General features: G+C 68.0%; 17 protein-coding genes. 5 read left to right on the forward strand and 12 right to left on the reverse strand.

Features of this window, described 5'->3' with window-relative positions; genetic code table 11:
* Positions 1 to 3: 3 nt before the first annotated feature.
* The 5 genes from EOJ32_RS07845 to pyrC all read right to left on the reverse strand — a co-directional run bounded on the left by EOJ32_RS07845 (position 4) and on the right by pyrC (position 5,031).
* Positions 4 to 1,191, reverse strand: a complete 1,188-nt coding sequence (locus EOJ32_RS07845; RefSeq protein ID WP_045981165.1) for a multidrug effflux MFS transporter — start codon at positions 1,189 to 1,191, stop codon at positions 4 to 6.
* 174 nt (positions 1,192 to 1,365) lie between these two features.
* Positions 1,366 to 1,716 carry a DMT family protein gene (locus tag EOJ32_RS07850; RefSeq protein ID WP_127898173.1) on the reverse strand — a complete coding sequence of 117 codons (351 nt, stop codon included), beginning with the start codon at positions 1,714 to 1,716 and terminating at the stop codon, positions 1,366 to 1,368.
* 4 nt (positions 1,717 to 1,720) lie between these two features.
* A complete protein-coding gene (locus EOJ32_RS07855; protein WP_084693681.1) occupies positions 1,721 to 3,223 on the reverse strand; it encodes a replicative DNA helicase in 1,503 nt (500 codons plus the stop codon).
* A 96-nt stretch (positions 3,224 to 3,319) separates the two neighbouring features.
* A complete protein-coding gene (locus EOJ32_RS07860) occupies positions 3,320 to 3,991 on the reverse strand; it encodes an orotate phosphoribosyltransferase (RefSeq protein WP_045981167.1) in 672 nt (223 codons plus the stop codon).
* A complete protein-coding gene (pyrC, locus tag EOJ32_RS07865; protein ID WP_127898174.1) occupies positions 3,988 to 5,031 on the reverse strand; it encodes a dihydroorotase in 1,044 nt (347 codons plus the stop codon). Before pyrC ends, EOJ32_RS07860 begins: the two co-directional genes overlap by 4 nt.
* A gap of 157 nt (positions 5,032 to 5,188) precedes the next feature.
* Between pyrC and EOJ32_RS07870 the strand changes: the two genes are divergently transcribed.
* Together EOJ32_RS07870 and EOJ32_RS07875 are read left to right on the forward strand one after the other, a co-directional pair.
* Positions 5,189 to 5,506 (forward strand): antibiotic ABC transporter, encoded by a 318-nt coding sequence (locus tag EOJ32_RS07870; RefSeq protein ID WP_240542528.1) that lies wholly within the window; start codon positions 5,189 to 5,191, stop codon positions 5,504 to 5,506.
* Between the two features lie 63 nt (positions 5,507 to 5,569).
* Positions 5,570 to 6,322 carry an SDR family oxidoreductase gene (locus tag EOJ32_RS07875; protein ID WP_127898175.1) on the forward strand — a complete coding sequence of 251 codons (753 nt, stop codon included), beginning with the start codon at positions 5,570 to 5,572 and terminating at the stop codon, positions 6,320 to 6,322.
* A gap of 65 nt (positions 6,323 to 6,387) precedes the next feature.
* Here the strand turns inward: EOJ32_RS07875 and gap are convergent, their stop codons facing one another.
* The 4 genes from gap to purB form a co-directional block, all read right to left on the reverse strand.
* Positions 6,388 to 7,389, reverse strand: coding sequence for a type I glyceraldehyde-3-phosphate dehydrogenase (gene gap, locus EOJ32_RS07880; protein ID WP_045981170.1), 1,002 nt, complete (start codon positions 7,387 to 7,389; stop codon positions 6,388 to 6,390).
* A 90-nt stretch (positions 7,390 to 7,479) separates the two neighbouring features.
* Positions 7,480 to 7,623 carry a hypothetical protein gene (locus EOJ32_RS20095; protein ID WP_045981171.1) on the reverse strand — a complete coding sequence of 48 codons (144 nt, stop codon included), beginning with the start codon at positions 7,621 to 7,623 and terminating at the stop codon, positions 7,480 to 7,482.
* Positions 7,624 to 7,676: 53 nt separating this feature from the next.
* Positions 7,677 to 8,687 (reverse strand): FliG C-terminal domain-containing protein, encoded by a 1,011-nt coding sequence (locus EOJ32_RS07885; protein WP_127898176.1) that lies wholly within the window; start codon positions 8,685 to 8,687, stop codon positions 7,677 to 7,679.
* Positions 8,688 to 8,760: 73 nt separating this feature from the next.
* Positions 8,761 to 10,074, reverse strand: a complete 1,314-nt coding sequence (gene purB, locus EOJ32_RS07890) for an adenylosuccinate lyase (protein ID WP_127898177.1) — start codon at positions 10,072 to 10,074, stop codon at positions 8,761 to 8,763.
* Positions 10,075 to 10,218: 144 nt separating this feature from the next.
* Here purB and EOJ32_RS07895 point away from each other — a divergent pair, with 144 nt between their 5' ends.
* Genes EOJ32_RS07895 through EOJ32_RS07905 form a run of 3 tightly spaced genes read left to right on the forward strand, consistent with a single transcriptional unit; the run spans position 10,219 to position 12,215 of the window.
* Positions 10,219 to 10,854: a hypothetical protein gene (locus EOJ32_RS07895; protein ID WP_127898178.1), complete on the forward strand. Its 636-nt coding sequence runs from the start codon at positions 10,219 to 10,221 to the stop codon at positions 10,852 to 10,854.
* A gap of 21 nt (positions 10,855 to 10,875) precedes the next feature.
* Complete coding sequence (locus EOJ32_RS07900; protein ID WP_127898179.1) at positions 10,876 to 11,880, forward strand: YihY/virulence factor BrkB family protein; 1,005 nt, start codon at positions 10,876 to 10,878, stop codon at positions 11,878 to 11,880.
* Positions 11,877 to 12,215 carry an SMR family transporter gene (locus tag EOJ32_RS07905; protein WP_045981174.1) on the forward strand — a complete coding sequence of 113 codons (339 nt, stop codon included), beginning with the start codon at positions 11,877 to 11,879 and terminating at the stop codon, positions 12,213 to 12,215. Before EOJ32_RS07900 ends, EOJ32_RS07905 begins: the two co-directional genes overlap by 4 nt.
* Here the strand turns inward: EOJ32_RS07905 and EOJ32_RS07910 are convergent.
* The 3 genes from EOJ32_RS07910 to EOJ32_RS07920 form a co-directional block, all read right to left on the reverse strand.
* Positions 12,212 to 13,900 carry a peptidoglycan -binding protein gene (locus tag EOJ32_RS07910; protein WP_127898180.1) on the reverse strand — a complete coding sequence of 563 codons (1,689 nt, stop codon included), beginning with the start codon at positions 13,898 to 13,900 and terminating at the stop codon, positions 12,212 to 12,214. The two genes, EOJ32_RS07905 and EOJ32_RS07910, sit on opposite strands and share 4 nt — an antisense overlap.
* 4 nt (positions 13,901 to 13,904) lie before the next feature.
* The gene (locus EOJ32_RS07915) at positions 13,905 to 15,053 is read right to left on the reverse strand and encodes a hypothetical protein (protein ID WP_045981201.1); all 1,149 of its coding nucleotides are present in this window, start codon (positions 15,051 to 15,053) and stop codon (positions 13,905 to 13,907) included.
* 222 nt (positions 15,054 to 15,275) lie between these two features.
* Positions 15,276 to 15,821: a gamma-glutamylcyclotransferase gene (locus EOJ32_RS07920; RefSeq protein ID WP_127898181.1), complete on the reverse strand. Its 546-nt coding sequence runs from the start codon at positions 15,819 to 15,821 to the stop codon at positions 15,276 to 15,278.
* Between the last annotated feature and the right edge of the window lie 3 nt (positions 15,822 to 15,824).

The raw sequence follows: 15,824 nt of genomic DNA on the forward strand, positions 1-15,824 counted from the left end.
GGTTCAGCCCTGCAGGGCCAGCTGACGTTCGCGGCGCAGCACCCAGGTGATCGCCAGCAACCCGCCCAGGGCGGAGGCGCACATGATCGCCAGCAGGGGCGTGGCGCCGCTGCCCGGTTGCAGCAGCGCGCCCGCCAGCGCCGAAAGCGCTGCGCCACCGGCCACGGCCAGGGCGCCCCCCAGGCCCGACGCGGTCCCGGCCAGTTCGGGGCGCACGCTCATCATGCCGGCATTGGCGTTGGGCAGGACCATGCCGTTGCCCAGCCCCATCAGCGCGATGGCGCCGAAGAAGACAAGCGGGTGCACCACGCCCGACAGGTCGACCAGCAGCGCGGCCGACAGCGCGACGAGGCAGATGACCGCGCCGATCAGGATCATCCGGTTCAGGCCCATGACCGGAGAGAAGCGCGCCGACAGGAAGTTGCCCAGCAGATACCCGATCGAGGGCGCCGCGAACCAGTAGCCCACCTGGGCGGGGGTCAGGCCGAAAACCTGTTCCCCGACGAAGGGCGCGCCGCCCAGATAGGCGAAGAACGCCCCCGACGACAGGGTCGCGGCCAGGCAATAGCCCCAGAACCGGTGCGATCGGGCAAGGATCGGATAGTTGACCATCTGGGCGCGCAGGCTCATCCCGCCGCCACGGACGGTCTCGCCCATGTCGCGATAGGCCAGCGCCAAGACGGCGATGCCCAGAAGGCCCATGACGGCGAAGTTGGCCTGCCAGCCGAACAGCTCGTCCAGAACGCCGCCAAAGACGGGGGCCATCATCGGCACGACGGCCATGCCCATCGTGACGTAGCCCAGCATCGAGGCGGCGCGATCGCCGTCATAGAGGTCGCGGATTACGGCGCGGGGGACCAGCATGCAGACGGTGATGACCGACTGCGCCAGCCGGAAGACCAGGAAGGTGGTGGCCGTGGTCGCCAGCAGCGTACCGATGGTGGCCAGCAGGAAGCCGATCAGCCCCCAGATGACCACGGGCCGGCGGCCAAAGCGGTCGCTGAGCGGGCCGCCCAGCAGTTGAAGGACCGCGCTGGCCCCGATATAGGCCGAGACCGACAGCTGCATCACGCCGTAATCGACCTGGAAATCGCGCGCCATGCCGGGCAGCGAGGGCAGGAACACGTTCATCGACAGCGCGGACACCCCGGACAGGGCGACGAGGGTCAGAAGATGGGGGGGGGTGCGCATGGTCGGACCTTTCGAGGGGCGGAATGCACGATCTGCAAAACCTCCGCGCGAAATCCATAGCGCGGCTGCGGGGGGATGCGCCAGATGGATTGCGTCCCGCGCTGCGAGCCGGGGGGCCGGCCCCCCGGACCCCCCGCCGGTGGGGGCGACGCCCCCTCCGGGCCACCCCCGCGATCAGCCGAAGTCGTGGAAGATGAACCAGGCGCCGAGGCAGATCAGGGAGAAGCCCACGCCGTGCTGCCAGCCGATCCGTTCGCCCAGATAGACCCAGGAGAAGATTGCGAAGACCGAGAGGCTGATGACCTCCTGGATGGTCTTGAGCTGAGCGGCGCTGAAATAGCCGTAGCCGATGCGGTTCGCGGGCACCTGCATCAGGTACTCGAAGAAGGCGATGCCCCAGCTGATGAAGATCACCGTCACCAGGGGGGCGGTCTTGAACTTGAGGTGACCGTACCAGGCCACCGTCATGAAGATGTTTGAGGCCAGCAGGAGGCCGATGGTCGCCACGGGGACGGGTAGGTTCATGGCGTCAGTCCCACTGGCTCTGGCGGTCGCGGGCAAGGTTGCCGAAGCGGGTGAACTGGCCCTCGAAGGCCAGCTCGACCGTGCCGATGGGGCCGTGGCGCTGCTTGCCCAGGATCACCTCGGCCTTGCCATGGACGTTCTCCATCACCTGCTGCCAGCGGGCCATCGCGTCCAGGTCGCTGTCCGAAGGCTTTTCGCGTTCCTTGTAGTATTCCTCGCGGAACACAAACATCACGATGTCGGCGTCCTGCTCGATCGAGCCGGATTCGCGCAGGTCCGACAGCTGTGGGCGCTTGTCCTCGCGGTTCTCGACCTGGCGCGACAGCTGGGACAGGGCGATGACGGGGATGTTCAGCTCCTTGGCCACGGCCTTGAGGCCCTGGGTGATTTCGGACACCTCGTTCACGCGGCTGTCCTTGGCGGTCGCGGCCTTCAAGAGCTGAAGGTAGTCCACGATCAGCACGTCCAGCCCATGTGTGCGCTTTAGCTTGCGGGCGCGGGCGGCCAGCTGGTTGATAGGCAGGGCGGGCGTGTCGTCGATGAACAGCGGACAGTTCTGCAGCGCATGCGCGGCCTCGACGAAGCGGCGGAATTCGCCCTCGTCCATGTTGCCGCTGCGGATGCGCTCGGACGGCACCTCGGCGGCCTCGGACAGGATGCGGGCGGCCAGCTGTTCGGCCGACATCTCGAGGCTGAAGAAGCCGACGACGCCGCCCTCGATCGAGCCTTGGGTGCCGTCGGGCTTTTCGCCCAGCTTGTGAGACTTGGCGATGTTGAAGGCGATGTTGGTCGCCAGCGCGGTCTTGCCCATCGACGGGCGGCCGGCCAGGATGATCAGGTCCGAATTGTTCAGACCGCCCATCTTGCCGTCCAGGTCGATCAGCCCGGTGGAAATCCCCGACAGCTTGCCGTCGCGCTGATAGGCGGCGTTGGCGACCTGAACCGCGCCGGTCACGGCCTTGAGGAAGGACTGGAACCCGCGTTCGGCCACCCCGGCCTCGCCCAGCTTGTAGAGCGTCTGTTCCGCGGCCTTGATCTGCTCCTCGGCGTCGTCGCCGACCTCGACGGTGGCGGCGCGGGCGGCGATGTCCTGGCCCAGGGTCATCAACTCGCGCCGCAGGGCGAATTCGCGGATCATCTGGGCATAGTCGCGCGCGGCATAGGCGCTGATCGCCGCCGCCGCCATGCGGGCCAGATAGGCCGGGCCGCCCAGTTCCTTCAGGCCGTCGTCGTTCTCAAGGAAGGCCTTGATCGTGACGGGGCTGGCCAGCGCATTGCGGCGGATGCGTTCGGCGCAGATGTCGAAGATGCGGGCATGGACCGGGTGATAGAAATGGTCCGACTTGATGATCTGGCTGACCCGGTCGAATACGTCGTTGTTGGTCAGCAGCGCGCCCAGCAACTGCTGCTCCGCCTCAAGCGAAAAGGGGATGGCCTGCTTGTCCTCGGGCCCGTCGGCCTGTCCGGGAACGATGAAATGCGCGCTGGTGACGGTGAGAGTGCTCATGGTCTGCCTGCCCCTTCGTTGGTTGCGGTCCAGATTAAACCGAAGCGGCCGGCCGCGTCATGGGGCCGGCCGCAGTTTGTTGGGGATAACCCCGGATCAGCCGTTTGCCGCCTGCCATGCGCGGGGGTCGGTCAGGAAGGCCTCGACCTCGGTCAGGGTCGCGTCGTCGAAGGCCCCTTGGGCGCGGGCCTCGGCCAGGACGTCCCACCAGGTGCACAGGTGATGCAGCGCCACGCCGTGATCGGCCAGCCGCTGCGTGGTCTCCGGGAAGATGCCATAGTAGAAGATCACCGCCGTATGCGCGCAGGTCGCGCCCGTCTCGCGGATCGCGTCGACAAAGGACAGCTTGCTGCCGCCATCGGTGGTCAGATCCTCGACCAGGAGGACCCGCTGGCCCTCGGTCATCACGCCCTCGATCCGGGCGTTGCGGCCGTAACCCTTGGGCTTCTTGCGCACATAGGTCATGGGCAGGCCCAAGCGTTCGGCGACCAGCGCGCCGAAGGGGATGCCCGCGGTCTCACCGCCCGCGACGTTGTCGAAGGCCTCGAAGCCCGCGTCGCGCATGACGGTAGCTGCCATGAAATCCATCAGCGTGGCGCGGACGCGCGGAAAGCTGATGATGCGGCGGCAATCGACATAGGTCGGCCCCTTGAGACCGGACGCATAGGTGAAGGGCTGGGCCGCGTTGAAGTCGACGGCCTTGATTTCCAGCAGCATCCGGGCGGTCAGGCGGGCGATCTCGTCGCGCGCGGGAAAGGTCAAGCTCATTGGTCCTCCAGATGCCAGAACAGCGGGAAACCGGGGTCGAAGACGGTGACGGTCTCGTCGCCCGCGGTGATCTGCGCCGGATAGTCGACGGCCGTGTCGCGGCGCGTCAGGGTGATGCGGTCCTCGTTCGGCGCCATGCGATAGAAGGCTGCGCCGTTCAGGCTGGTAAAGGCCTCCAGCCGGTCCAGCGCTCCGTCGTCCTGGAACACCTGCGCCAGGATCGACATGGTGTTCGGCGCCGTGAAGCAGCCCGCGCAGCCGCAGGGCTGAAGCTTCGCCGCATCCGTGTGCGGCGCGCTGTCGGTGCCCAGGAAGAACCGCGCATCTCCGCTGGTCGCGGCCTCGCGCAGCGCCAGGCGGTGGGATTCGCGTTTCGCGACCGGCAGGCAGTAGTAATGCGGCCGGATGCCCCCCGCCAGAATGGCATTGCGGTTGATGACCAGGTGATGCGTCGTGATCGTCGCGCCCAGGTCGTCGCCGCCCGTGCGGGCGTAATCGACGCCCTGCGATGTCGTGATATGCTCCATCACCACGCGCAGCCCCGGCGTGCGGCGGCGCAGCGGGTCCAGGACCGTGTCGATGAACACGGCCTCGCGGTCGAAGATGTCGACGGACGGGTCGGTGACCTCTCCGTGCACGCACAGCGTCACGCCGGCCTCGGCCATCGCCTCCAGCACGGGCTGGACGCGGTCGAAATCGGTCACGCCCGATGCGCTGTTCGTGGTGGCGCCCGCCGGATACAGCTTGACCGCGCGGATGATCCCGTCACGGAACGCGCCCACGACATCGGTCGCGTCCGTCGTGTCGGTCAGGTACAGCACCATCTGCGGGTCCAGCGCGGCACCCTGGGGCAGGGCGGCGCGGATGCGGTCGCGATAGGCGGCAGCCTGGGCGCCGGTCGTGACCGGCGGCACCAGATTGGGCATGATGATCGCGCGGCCGAATTGCGCGGAATGCGGCGCGACCGCGGCCAGCATCGCGCCGTCGCGCAGATGCAGGTGCCAGTCGTCCGGGCGGCGAAGGGTCAGCGTCTGTGTCATGAGGCTGCCTCTAACCACGGCAGCACCGTCTTGCCAAGCAGCCGCGTTCAGATTTCGGGAACCCTGTCCGAAAGTCGCGGTTGAGTGTCTGCGCCATGGGGCGCAATGTGGCTTTGCCGGGCAGTTCCTGTGATGGCAGCCGAAAGGACCCTCGCCGATGAACCCGATGATGCCGATGATTCTTCCCGCAGCCCAGGCCCGGCTTGCGTCCCAGTTCGCACGGATCGCGATCGAATCGAACATGGTGATCGGGCTGCGCATGGCGGGGATGATGGGCCTGATGGTCCAGGCCCCCGGAGAGCCGTTCCGCATGGTCGCCGAAAAGCAGGCTGCGGTATCTGAATCGCTGTTCGCGATGGCCAGCGCCGGGATTCGTGGGCACAGCGCCGAACGCATGCTGTCGGCCGGCATGCGTCCCTATGCCCGAAGGACCCGCGCGAATTCCCGGCGCCTGTCCGCGGTCAAGGCCGGCTAAGGCGGAACAAGCCATGCATCCGCCCCGTTGGTCCATGACGCAACATCGGGATGGAGCGGGCGGATGAAGACGGCACTGATCACCGGCGGCGCACAGGGCATCGGCAGGGGCATCGTGACCCGCCTGCGGTCAGACGGCTGGCGCGTCGCGGTCTTTGATCTGGATGCAGAGGCGCTGGATGAGATCGGCGCAGCCGATCCCGGCCTGTTGGCCCTGCCCATCGATGTCGGCGACGAACGGCAGGTAGCGCAGGGAATGCTGGCCCTGCAGGGCTGGCTGAAGGGGGCAGGGCTGAACCTTGTGGTGTCGAATGCGGGTATCGCCGACCCGGTCAGCGGCCCCATCGAGGATCTGAGCCTCGAGGATTGGCAGCGGTGGCAGGACAGCCACGTGACTGGGGCCTTTCTGGTGATCCGCGCGACGGTGCCCCTGCTGCGTCAGGCGCGGGGCAGCATCGTCACGATGGCATCGACCCGTGCACTGCAATCGGAACCCGACACCGAGGCCTATGCCACGGCAAAGGGCGCGCTGGTCGCGATGACCCATGCACTGGCGGTCAGCCTGGGGCCCAAGGTGCGCGCGAACTGCATCCTGCCCGGCTGGATCGACACAGGGCCGTGGCAGAAGGCCGCGAACCGCAGCGATGCGGACCATTCCGACGCCGACCGCAATCAGCATCCCGTGGGCCGCGTGGGCCGGGTCGAAGATATCGCCGGGCTGGTCGCGTGGCTGGCCTCGGACGAGGCCGGGTTCGTGACGGGCCAGCGTTTTGTGGTCGATGGCGGCATGACGGTGCGGATGATCTATGCCGACTGAATGTGGCGTCTTGCCATGAAAAAGGGCCCCGCAACGGGGCCCTTTCCTTTGGCATGGCAGGGGTGTCAGATCAGTTTGCCCATCGCCACGGCCGTATCCGACATGCGGTTCGAGAAGCCCCATTCGTTGTCGTACCAGGTCAGGATGCGGACCATGCGGCCCTCCATGACCTTGGTTTGGTCCATGTGGAAGATCGACGAATGCGGGTCGTGGTTGAAGTCGGACGACACCAGCGATTCCTCGGTATAGCCCAGGACGCCCTTCAGCGGGCCGTCGGCGGCCGCCTTGATGGCACCGTTGATCTCGGCGACCGAGGTGTCGCGGCTGGCCTCGAACACCAGGTCCACGACCGAGACGTTGGGCGTCGGCACGCGGATGGCCACGCCGTCCAGCTTACCCTTCAGTTCCGGCAGGACCAGGCCCACGGCCTTGGCGGCCCCGGTCGAGGTCGGGATCATCGACAACGCCGCGGCGCGGGCGCGGTACAGGTCCTTGTGCATCGTGTCCAGCGTCGGCTGATCGCCGGTATAGCTGTGGATCGTGGTCATGAACCCGCGGTCGATGCCGATCGTGTCGTTCAGGACCTTCGCCACCGGCGACAGGCAGTTCGTCGTGCAGCTGGCGTTCGAGACGACCAGGTCGTCCTTGGTCAGCGTGTCGTGGTTCACGCCATAGACGATGGTCTTGTCCGCGTTCTCGCCCGGGGCCGAGATCAGGACGCGCTTGGCACCGGTGGACAGATGCGCCTGCACCTTTTCCTTGGAGGTGAACAGGCCCGTGCATTCCATGATCACGTCGACATCGCCCCAGGGCAGTTCGGCCGGGTTGCGGATCGCTGTGACCTTGATCGGGCCGCGGCCCACGTCGATGCTGTCGCCCGACACCGTGACCTGTGCCGGAAAGCGTCCGTGGACGCTGTCATAGCGCAGCAGATGGGCGTTGGTCTCGACCGGGCCAAGATCGTTGATGGCGACGACCTCGATATCGGTGCGGCCCGATTCGATGATTGCGCGCAGGACGTTGCGACCGATCCGGCCGAAGCCGTTGATGGCGACCTTGACTGCCATGGGTATCCCTCTCGAGCAGGTGATGGTTGCCCGTGGTGTAGCGTGGCGGCAGGGGCGATGCAAATGCCGAAACGGGCAGCGCCCCGCCCGTCAGCGCCAGAAGCTGAGATACTCTATCAACCGATCCATCGCCCGCGCGGCCATCAGCGGCAGGTGTCCGTCCAGCCACACATGGTCCACGGCAAAGGCCGCGGCGATCAGCAGCAGCAGGGCAATCGCGATCTGGTTGGTCATCTGCGCCTCCGGTCGTCGGGGTTATCGCGCGGGGACCTGCCCGCGCCAAGACCCTATTCGTCGTCCTGCGGCATCTTCAGGGTCAGCTGACCCGCCTCCTGCAGGCGGCGGATCGCGCTGATGACCTCGGTCATTGCCTCCTCGACATCCTTGGGGCGGGGCTTGCCCAAGGCCTCCCGCTCTTCTCGCAGGCCGTCGGACATGCGCTGCGACAGGTTCGACAGGATGAATTCCGCGGCGGCCGCATCGGCCTCGGCCGGCGCGGCCAAGGCGCGGACCAGCGTGGTCTGATCCAGTTCGCGGACGATCTTGGGCACCTCGCGAGGTTCGATCCGGGTGGGGATATGGGCAAAGATGAAGATCGCCTTGCGCACGCCATCCGCGAATTCCATGTCGCGTTCGTCCAGCGCGCCCAGCACGTCATCGCGCAGATCGGCAGTGGCAAAGTTCAGGATCGCGCCCATGCGGTCGCAGGCCGGCGTGGCGATGGCGGGCTTGGGCAGCGCCTCGGCCGCCTGCAGCAGCACCAGCCCGACCCGGCGCAGCGCCGCGGGCGTCACGCCCGAGGTCATCGACATCGCCTGCGCCACCACGCGCGCCCGGTCGCGGGGCAGGGCGATGAAGGTGGCCGATGCCGCCTCGACCGGCAGCTTGGACAGCATCAGCGCCACCAGTTCGACGGATTCGGCATTGGCCAGCGCGATCAGGGATTCCTTCGGCAGGTTGCACAGGCGCACCCAGGGGTCGGACTGCCCGGTGATCGCCGCGGTGCGCCGCAGGGCGTCAGAACTGTCGTCCGACAACCGTGCGCCCAGCATGGCAAGCGTGCCGTCCAAATCGCCCGGAAAGGTGACGCCGACCGATTCTAGCCGGTCGCAGAATTCGGTGATGACGGCGTCGCGGGTGTTGCGGTCGATCAGCTCCATCCCCGCCATCTCCTGCGCCAGCAGGGTCTGGGCATTGGGGTTCAGGCGGTCCAGTCCCGCGACCTCGTCATCGTCCAGCAGAAGGCGCACGATCACCGCCGCCTTCTGCCGCTGGTTCAGCCCTGTCTGGCCCGTCATCGCCGCCTCCGTCATCGCATCCGACGGCAGATTGCCACGACAGCCTTAACGCAAGGTTGACGGCGACCCGAAATTACAGCGGGTCGGCGCCGAAGACGCGGGCAAAGATCGTATCGACATGCTTGGTGTGATAGCCCAGATCGAACTTCTCGTTGATCTCGTCCGGGGTGAGGGCGGCGGTCACCTCGGCATCGGCCAGCAGTTCGGTGCGGAAATCGGCGCCCTTTTCCCAGACCTTCATGGCGTTGCGCTGAACCAGGCGATAGCTGTCCTCGCGCGACACGCCGGCCTGCGTCAGGGCCAGCAGCACCCGCTGGGACATGACCAGACCCTTGAACTGGTTCATGTTGCGCAGCATGTTTTCTGGATAGATCACCAGCTTCTCGACCACGCCCGCCAGGCGGTGCAGCGCGAAATCCAGCGTGATGGTCGTGTCCGGCCCGATCGCGCGCTCCACCGAGGAATGGCTGATGTCGCGCTCGTGCCACAGGGCGACGTTCTCCATCGCGGGGATGACCGACATGCGCACCAGCCGCGCCAGACCGGTCAGGTTCTCGGTCAGGACGGGGTTGCGCTTGTGGGGCATCGCGGACGAGCCCTTCTGGCCGGGGCTGAAGAACTCCTCGGCCTCCAGAACCTCGGTGCGCTGCATGTGGCGGATCTCGCTGGCGATGTTCTCGATGCTGGAGGCGATCACGCCCAGCACGGCAAAGAACATCGCATGGCGGTCGCGCGGGATGACCTGGGTGCTGATCGGTTCGGGGCGCAGGCCCAGCTTCGCACAGACATGCTCCTCGACCGCCGGGTCGATATTGGCAAAGGTGCCGACCGCGCCGCTGATCGCGCCGGTGGCGATCTCCTCGCGCGCGGCCTGCAGGCGCGCGCGGCCGCGGGCCATCTCGGCATAGAAGCGGGCGAAGGTCAGGCCCATGGTGGTCGGTTCGGCGTGGATGCCGTGGCTGCGGCCGATGCGGACGGTGTCCTTGTGTTCATGCGCGCGGGCCTTCAGGGCGGCCAAAACCCGGTCCATGCCCGCCAGCAGCAGGTCGCTGGCACGGACCAGTTGCACGTTCAGCGTGGTGTCCAGCACGTCGCTGCTGGTCATGCCCTGGTGGACGAAACGCGCCTGGTCGGCGCCCACATGCTCGGCCAGATGCGTCAGGAAGGCGATGACGTCATGCTTGGTGACGGCCTCGATCTCGTCGATGCGGGCCACGTCGAACTGGACGTCGCGGGCCTTCCAGACGGCCTCGGCATTCTCGCGCGGGATCACGCCCAGATCGGCCTGCGCATCGCAGGCATGGGCCTCGATCTCGTACCAGATGCGGAACTTGGTATCGGGGGACCAGATGGCGACCATTTCGGGGCGGCTGTAACGCGGGATCATGGCGGGCTCCTTTTGCTGGGTCGGGGCATAGCGGGGCAGGGGGACGGGGGCAAGTTTTCATGCGCCCCGGCTGGCTTTGCGGGAACATTCCCTGCGCAAGGGGGGTTCGGTGGCAACAGACGCGACAACCGACCGGAGATTGCCATGCGCCGCCCCCAGACCCCCCGCCCGCCCCTGACCGAGGCCGACCGCACCAGCCAGACCCGCTTTGGTCCGCGCCCCGTGCCTGCCGGCCATCGTGGCCCGCAGCCGCGCCGCACGGACGACACATCGACCGTCGCAAAGGCCGTCGTCTGGGCCGGCGTCGCTCTGGGCATGGCGGGGGTGACGGCCGCCGCGGCCATCGCCGCGCGCAAGCTGGCCGGAACGGACGACGCGCCCCGCCCGGCCTATCGCCCGGCAGCCGCCCCCCGGTTCGCCCATCTGGAAGAGGACGAGCGCGAGGCGATGCGCCGCCGCGTCCGTGCCCAGGCCCGCGAGGACAACGCCCATGCCGCCCGTCTGCGCGCCAAGGCGTCGCGCGGCCGCAGCGGCAATTTCGCCAAGGACCTGACGCGCACTGCGACCGACCTGTCGGACGGTCTGAACGGCGTCGCACAGTCGCTGGCAGGGGCGTTCCAGTCGTTCCGCGGCGTTTCCAGCCAGGCGACGACCATCGTGGGCGATTTCGTGGCTGCGGCCGATCAGTTGCGTGCCATCCTGAATGGCGCGCCCGGTCCCAATCCGGGTCCCGTCCAGCAGCGTGCCCCGCGCCCGCAATCCGACGACACCCGGATCTGATCCGCCCATCAGGGACGACGCATGACCCAAGGGACCGGCATTCGCGACGCCCTGTTCGGCCCGCTGGATGACGACACGAAACGGCGTTTCGGCCTGATGGCCGATGACCCCGCCCCGGTGCCCGCCAAGCGGATGCCGGGGCTTCGCGACATGAGGCGCGCCGATCTGCTGGCGGTCGCGAAATCGACGTTTCGCCAGATCGGCGACGATCGCGTCACGTCGGTGTCCGGGGGCGTCACCTTCTTCGGCCTGCTGTCGCTGTTCCCGGCGATCACCGCCTTCGTGTCGCTTTACGGGTTGTGGGCGGACCCCTCGACCATCCAGAGCCATCTGGAACTGATCGAACCGCTGCTTCCCGAAAGCTCGCTTGAGATCATCCGCGCGCAGGTCGTGTCCATTGCCTCAGCCTCGACGGGCGCGCTGTCCCTGGCCGGGGTCGTCGCGCTGCTGGTCGCGTTCTATTCGGCGAATGGCGGGATGAAGGCGCTGCTTTCGGCGCTGAACGTCGCATTCTTTCAGCGCGAGACGCGCGGCATCGTGCGGCTGAACCTGGTGGCGATGTGCTTTACCATCGGCGGGTTGGCGATGATCGCGCTGATGCTGGCGGTGATCGCGGTCGTGCCCATGCTGCTGCGGCTGTTGCCCATCGGCTGGGGGGCCGAGACGATCCTAGCCGTGATCCGCTGGCCGCTGATGCTGGGCCTGCTGATCGCGGCGCTGGCGGCGGTCTATCGCTGGGGGCCTGCGGCGCCCAAGTCGCGCTGGCGCTGGATCTCTCCGGGCGCGGTCTTTGCCGGGCTGGCGCTTGTCGCGACCTCGATGCTGTTTTCCTGGTACGCGGTGAATTTCGGCAATTACAACGAGACCTATGGATCGCTGGGTGCGGTGGTCGCACTGATGACCTGGCTGTGGCTGAACGCGACGATCGTGCTGGTCGGGGCCGAGATCAATTCCGAACTGGAACGCCACCTGAAACATATGGCAGGCTTGCCCGACGACCGTCCCCTGAAGCGCGAGGCCCGATGACCCTGTCCCCTTATATCCCCCTGGGGTTCGCCATCGCGCTGGAGGTTCTGGGCACGACGCTGTTGCAGCGCTCGGAACAGTTCACGCGCTTGGCGCCCACGGTGGGGATGGCCGTCTGCTATCTGGCCAGCTTCTATCTGCTGTCGGTCAGCCTCAAGGTGCTACCCCTGGGCGTGGCCTATGCGATCTGGAGCGCGTTCGGCGTGGCCCTGGTCGCGATGATCGGGCTGGTTGTGTTCGGTCAGCGGCTGGACCTGCCGGCGGTGATCGGGCTGTGCCTGATCGTTGCCGGGGTCGTCGTGATCAACGTGTTCTCCCGTACCGTCGGGCACTAACGCTCGGTCAGCTTCAGTTCGATCCGGCGGTTCAGGGCGCGGGCTTCGGGCGTGTCCTGGGTCGCGATGGGGCGGGTGTCGGCAAAGCCCGTCGGCGCCAGGCGCGCGGCCGGAAAGTCCAGATCGTCGGAAAGATAGCGTACCACGGCCAAGGCGCGGGCCTGGCTCAGTTCCCAGTTGTCGGCATAGCGGCCAGTCCCCGACAGGGGCAGGTTGTCGGTATGCCCGTCGACGCGGATGATCCAGTCGATTTCGGGCGGGATCTCGTCGGCGATGTCGCGCAGCAGGGTGGCAAGCCCGGCGACCTGTTCGCGGCCAGCCTGGGACAGGGTGGCCTCTCCGGGGGCGAACAGCACTTCGGACTGGAACACGAAGCGGTCGCCCACGACCTGCACGCCTTCGCGCCCCGACAGGATCTGCGACAGCCGGCCAAAGAATTCGGACCGATAGCGGGCCAGGTCCTGGGCCTCGGCCTCGGCCGCAAGGCGGGCCTCCTCTTCCAGCGCCAAGCGGGCGCGGGTTTCCTCGGCGGCGCGGACAAGGGCGGCGTTCAGTTGCTGGCCCAGGTCGGACACGCGCAGCTCTGCGTCGGCCTGCTCCTGCCCCGCCGCATCCAGCAGCGCCTGCAACGACCCCAGCTGAGAGCGCAGCTGCGCCACCTGTTCGTTCAGCGCCGCCACCCGGCGCTGGCTGTCCTGCGACAGGTCCTCCTGATCGGCCAGCTCCGCCCGCGCGGTGGCCAGCAGGGCGGCCTGACGCTCTGCCTCGGACAGCTGGGCCTGGGCCTGCGTCTCCGCCGCGTCGCGGGCGGCATTCGCGGCGGCCAGCAGGGTCAGCGTCTCCTCCGCCTCGCGGCGACGCTCCTCCAGGGCCAGGGTCATGGCGGTTAGTTCGGCATCCGCCCCCTCCAGCCGCTCGCGCAGCAGGGCTGCGGCCTCGGCCTCGGCCAGCCGGGTCTGTTCGGCCTCCGTCAGGCTGGCCTGGGTCCGGTCCAGCTGCGCCTGCTGCTGGCCGACCTGAGCGCGCAGGTCCGCGGCCAGCGCCTCCAGCGCGTCGCCGCGGGCGGCGGCAAGGCGCGCGGCCTCGGCCTGCGCGTCGGTCTCGGACCGGGCGGCCGCGACCGCCAGTTCCGCGGCGGATGCGCGGTCCTCTGCCTGATCCAGCCGCGTCTCCAACGTCTCCAGCCGCGCCTGGCCCTGCGCGCGTTCGGCCAGTAGGGCCGCGACCTCGGCCTCGAAGTCGGTCAGGCGGGTGCGCGCCTCGGCCAGCTGGGTCTCTCCGGTGGCCAGCTGGCTGGACAGGCGGGCGATGCGGGCGGCACGGTCGCGGGCCTCCGCCTCGGCGCGGGCGGCACGCTCGGCCTCGGTCTCCAGGGACCGGGTCAGGTCGGCCTCGCGATCCTGAGAGGCGTTCAGCGCCTGGCCCAGGGACGCGACCTGCGCGCCCAGTTCGTTCAGCTGGCGTTCCTGGCGCGAGATGACCTGACCCTGATCGGTGATCGTCTCGTCCTGGGTGCTGATCGTGTCGTCCTGGGTGGTGATCTGTTCGCGCAGCACCCCCTGGACCACGGTAAAGATCGTCAGCACGAACATCAGCACCAGAAGCAGCGCCGTCATCGCGTCGACGAAGCCCGGCCAGATCGTGGACGAGAAACGCTGCGCCGAGGATCCGCGGGACAGGCGCATCGGTCTAGCCCTCGCCGCGGGCGGGGTCGCGGCCCAGCAGGTCGTCGCGGAACGGATCGCCGAAGCGTGCGGCGCGGACCGCGCGTGTCAGCACCAGGATGTCGGCGCGCAGATCGGCCACCGCCTCGTTCCGGCCATTGGTCAGTTCGGTGGTCAGGCGGTCCAGCGCGGCCTCCAGCCGCGTCAGGTCGGGGGCGGGCGGCTGGTGATCGGCCAGCCGCGTCAGGGCCTGGGTCAGGCGTTCGGACTGGCCATCGGGCGCGTCGCGGTCGGCCTGCGCCTGCTGGACCAGCGCGTCGATCGCCTGTGCCATGACCACGACGCGTTCGTCGGCCATCAGCGCGGCCTCGTCCCGCATGGCGTCGCGTTCGGCGTGATAGGCCTGCAGGCGGTCCATCTGCCCCGCCATCTGGTCCAGGAACCCGGCCAGCGCGGCCTGATCGACACCGTCCCCGTCACCCGAGGCGATGCTGATCCGGGTAAAGCCCGACATCCACTCCTCCAGTTCGCGATAGAACCGGTTCTGGCCGTGCGTCACGAACAGCTCCAGAAGGCCCACCACAAGCGACCCCGCCAGACCCAGCAACGAGGAGGAGAATGCCGTAGCCATCCCACCCAGCTGCGATTCAAGGCCCGTCATCAGGTTCTGGAACAGGTCCAGCCCCGACTGTCCGTTTTCAGGCGACAGTGCCCGGATAGTCGCCACGACCGCCGGGATGGTTGTCGCAAGACCGTAGAATGTTCCCAGAAGCCCCAGAAAGATCAGCAGATTTGCCAGATATCGGGTGATGTCGCGCGCCTCGTCGATGCGCGTCGCGACCGAATCCAAGATCGAGCTTGCGGCGCTGGCGCTGATCGCCTCTCCTCCGGGCCCGCGCGATCCCAGCAGGGCCGCCAGGGGGGCCAGCAGGCGTGGGGCCTCGTCCTGGGTGGTGCCGTTGCGGTCGGTGTCGCGGCGCCGGGCGGCGAACCGTTCGATCCAGCTGACCGACCGGGTCAGCTGCCCCACCTGCCAGAAGCAGGCCAGCACGCCTAGGGCAAAGACCGTCAGGATCAGTCCGTTCAGCCAGCGGTTCGCGTCGAAGATGGACAGGATCCGTCCATAGGCGAACCAGCCCCCCGCCAGGACCAGCCCCAGCACGATCAGCATCATCAGGATCTGCCGCACCGGTTGGGAAAAGCGCGGCGCGCCCGCCGCCCCGATCAGTGCCTTGTCCCGCGTGGCCGAGATGCGCCGGTTCGTCAGGGTCAGCCGCGAGGGCGCCCTGGGGTCGCCATGTGTCGGATCGCTCACCGGTAAATCCCCGTCCCATCGATGCTTTTGCTCGACTGTAGGACGGGGCGCCTCACTTGCCAAGCATTCCGACGGCGCGGGTCAGCCTGGCGGCGGCAACAGCGCCCGGACGGCATCGGACAGCGCGTCCAGATGGTCGTCGGGCATGCCGATCTGCGCCAGATGGGCGGCGGTGTTGAACAGGTATTCGGCGTTCGGGCCGCGCCCGCCATGCGCCTGCGCGATGATGCGGGCCTGTTCGTCGGCGGGCAGGCCGCCGGCATATTGCCAGTGGTCGCGCCGCATCACATAGGCCAGCGCCTGCACCCGCCGACCGTCCTGCAGATCGACAGGCAGGATCGCCTCGCGATAGGCGTCGGTCACCAGTTCGCGCGCACGCAGGTCGGCCAGGACGCGGTCATGATCGCGGGGGCGGATGCGCAGGGCCACGCCCTGGCAGCTGGCGCCATCCTGCGGATCAAGGCCCAGCACCAGGCCGGGCACGGCCTCGGTCCCGCGATGCTGGATCGACCGCAGGCAGAAGCTGCGGGCGTATCCGGCCAGGCGCGCATGCACGGCCTCGGCCGGATCGAAACCGGGGTTCCAGATCAGCGAGCCATAGCCGAAGACCCAATCGATGCGTTTCATTGT

Origin of the sequence: Paracoccus sp. Arc7-R13 (assembly GCF_004010775.1) — a bacterium.
GTDB classification, from domain to species: Bacteria; Pseudomonadota; Alphaproteobacteria; order Rhodobacterales; family Rhodobacteraceae; genus Paracoccus; species Paracoccus marcusii.

What these genes read in the sequence shown, in the direction of transcription:
- EOJ32_RS07845 (WP_045981165.1), bottom strand. Translation starts at nt 1,191, where the DNA reads ATGCGCACCCCCCCCCATCTTCTGACCCTCGTCGCCCTGTCCGGGGTG.
- EOJ32_RS20095 (WP_045981171.1), bottom strand. Translation starts at nt 7,623, where the DNA reads ATGACCAACCAGATCGCGATTGCCCTGCTGCTGCTGATCGCCGCGGCC.
- gap (WP_045981170.1), bottom strand. Translation starts at nt 7,389, where the DNA reads ATGGCAGTCAAGGTCGCCATCAACGGCTTCGGCCGGATCGGTCGCAAC.
- EOJ32_RS07905 (WP_045981174.1), top strand. Translation starts at nt 11,877, where the DNA reads ATGACCCTGTCCCCTTATATCCCCCTGGGGTTCGCCATCGCGCTGGAG.
- EOJ32_RS07885 (WP_127898176.1), bottom strand. Translation starts at nt 8,687, where the DNA reads ATGACGGGCCAGACAGGGCTGAACCAGCGGCAGAAGGCGGCGGTGATC.
- purB (WP_127898177.1), bottom strand. Translation starts at nt 10,074, where the DNA reads ATGATCCCGCGTTACAGCCGCCCCGAAATGGTCGCCATCTGGTCCCCC.
- EOJ32_RS07870 (WP_240542528.1), top strand. Translation starts at nt 5,189, where the DNA reads ATGAACCCGATGATGCCGATGATTCTTCCCGCAGCCCAGGCCCGGCTT.
- EOJ32_RS07850 (WP_127898173.1), bottom strand. Translation starts at nt 1,716, where the DNA reads ATGAACCTACCCGTCCCCGTGGCGACCATCGGCCTCCTGCTGGCCTCA.
- EOJ32_RS07860 (WP_045981167.1), bottom strand. Translation starts at nt 3,991, where the DNA reads ATGAGCTTGACCTTTCCCGCGCGCGACGAGATCGCCCGCCTGACCGCC.
- EOJ32_RS07855 (WP_084693681.1), bottom strand. Translation starts at nt 3,223, where the DNA reads ATGAGCACTCTCACCGTCACCAGCGCGCATTTCATCGTTCCCGGACAG.
- EOJ32_RS07910 (WP_127898180.1), bottom strand. Translation starts at nt 13,900, where the DNA reads ATGCGCCTGTCCCGCGGATCCTCGGCGCAGCGTTTCTCGTCCACGATC.
- EOJ32_RS07920 (WP_127898181.1), bottom strand. Translation starts at nt 15,821, where the DNA reads ATGAAACGCATCGATTGGGTCTTCGGCTATGGCTCGCTGATCTGGAAC.
- pyrC (WP_127898174.1), bottom strand. Translation starts at nt 5,031, where the DNA reads ATGACACAGACGCTGACCCTTCGCCGCCCGGACGACTGGCACCTGCAT.
- EOJ32_RS07895 (WP_127898178.1), top strand. Translation starts at nt 10,219, where the DNA reads ATGCGCCGCCCCCAGACCCCCCGCCCGCCCCTGACCGAGGCCGACCGC.
- EOJ32_RS07875 (WP_127898175.1), top strand. Translation starts at nt 5,570, where the DNA reads ATGAAGACGGCACTGATCACCGGCGGCGCACAGGGCATCGGCAGGGGC.
- EOJ32_RS07900 (WP_127898179.1), top strand. Translation starts at nt 10,876, where the DNA reads ATGACCCAAGGGACCGGCATTCGCGACGCCCTGTTCGGCCCGCTGGAT.
- EOJ32_RS07915 (WP_045981201.1), bottom strand. Translation starts at nt 15,053, where the DNA reads ATGATGCTGATCGTGCTGGGGCTGGTCCTGGCGGGGGGCTGGTTCGCC.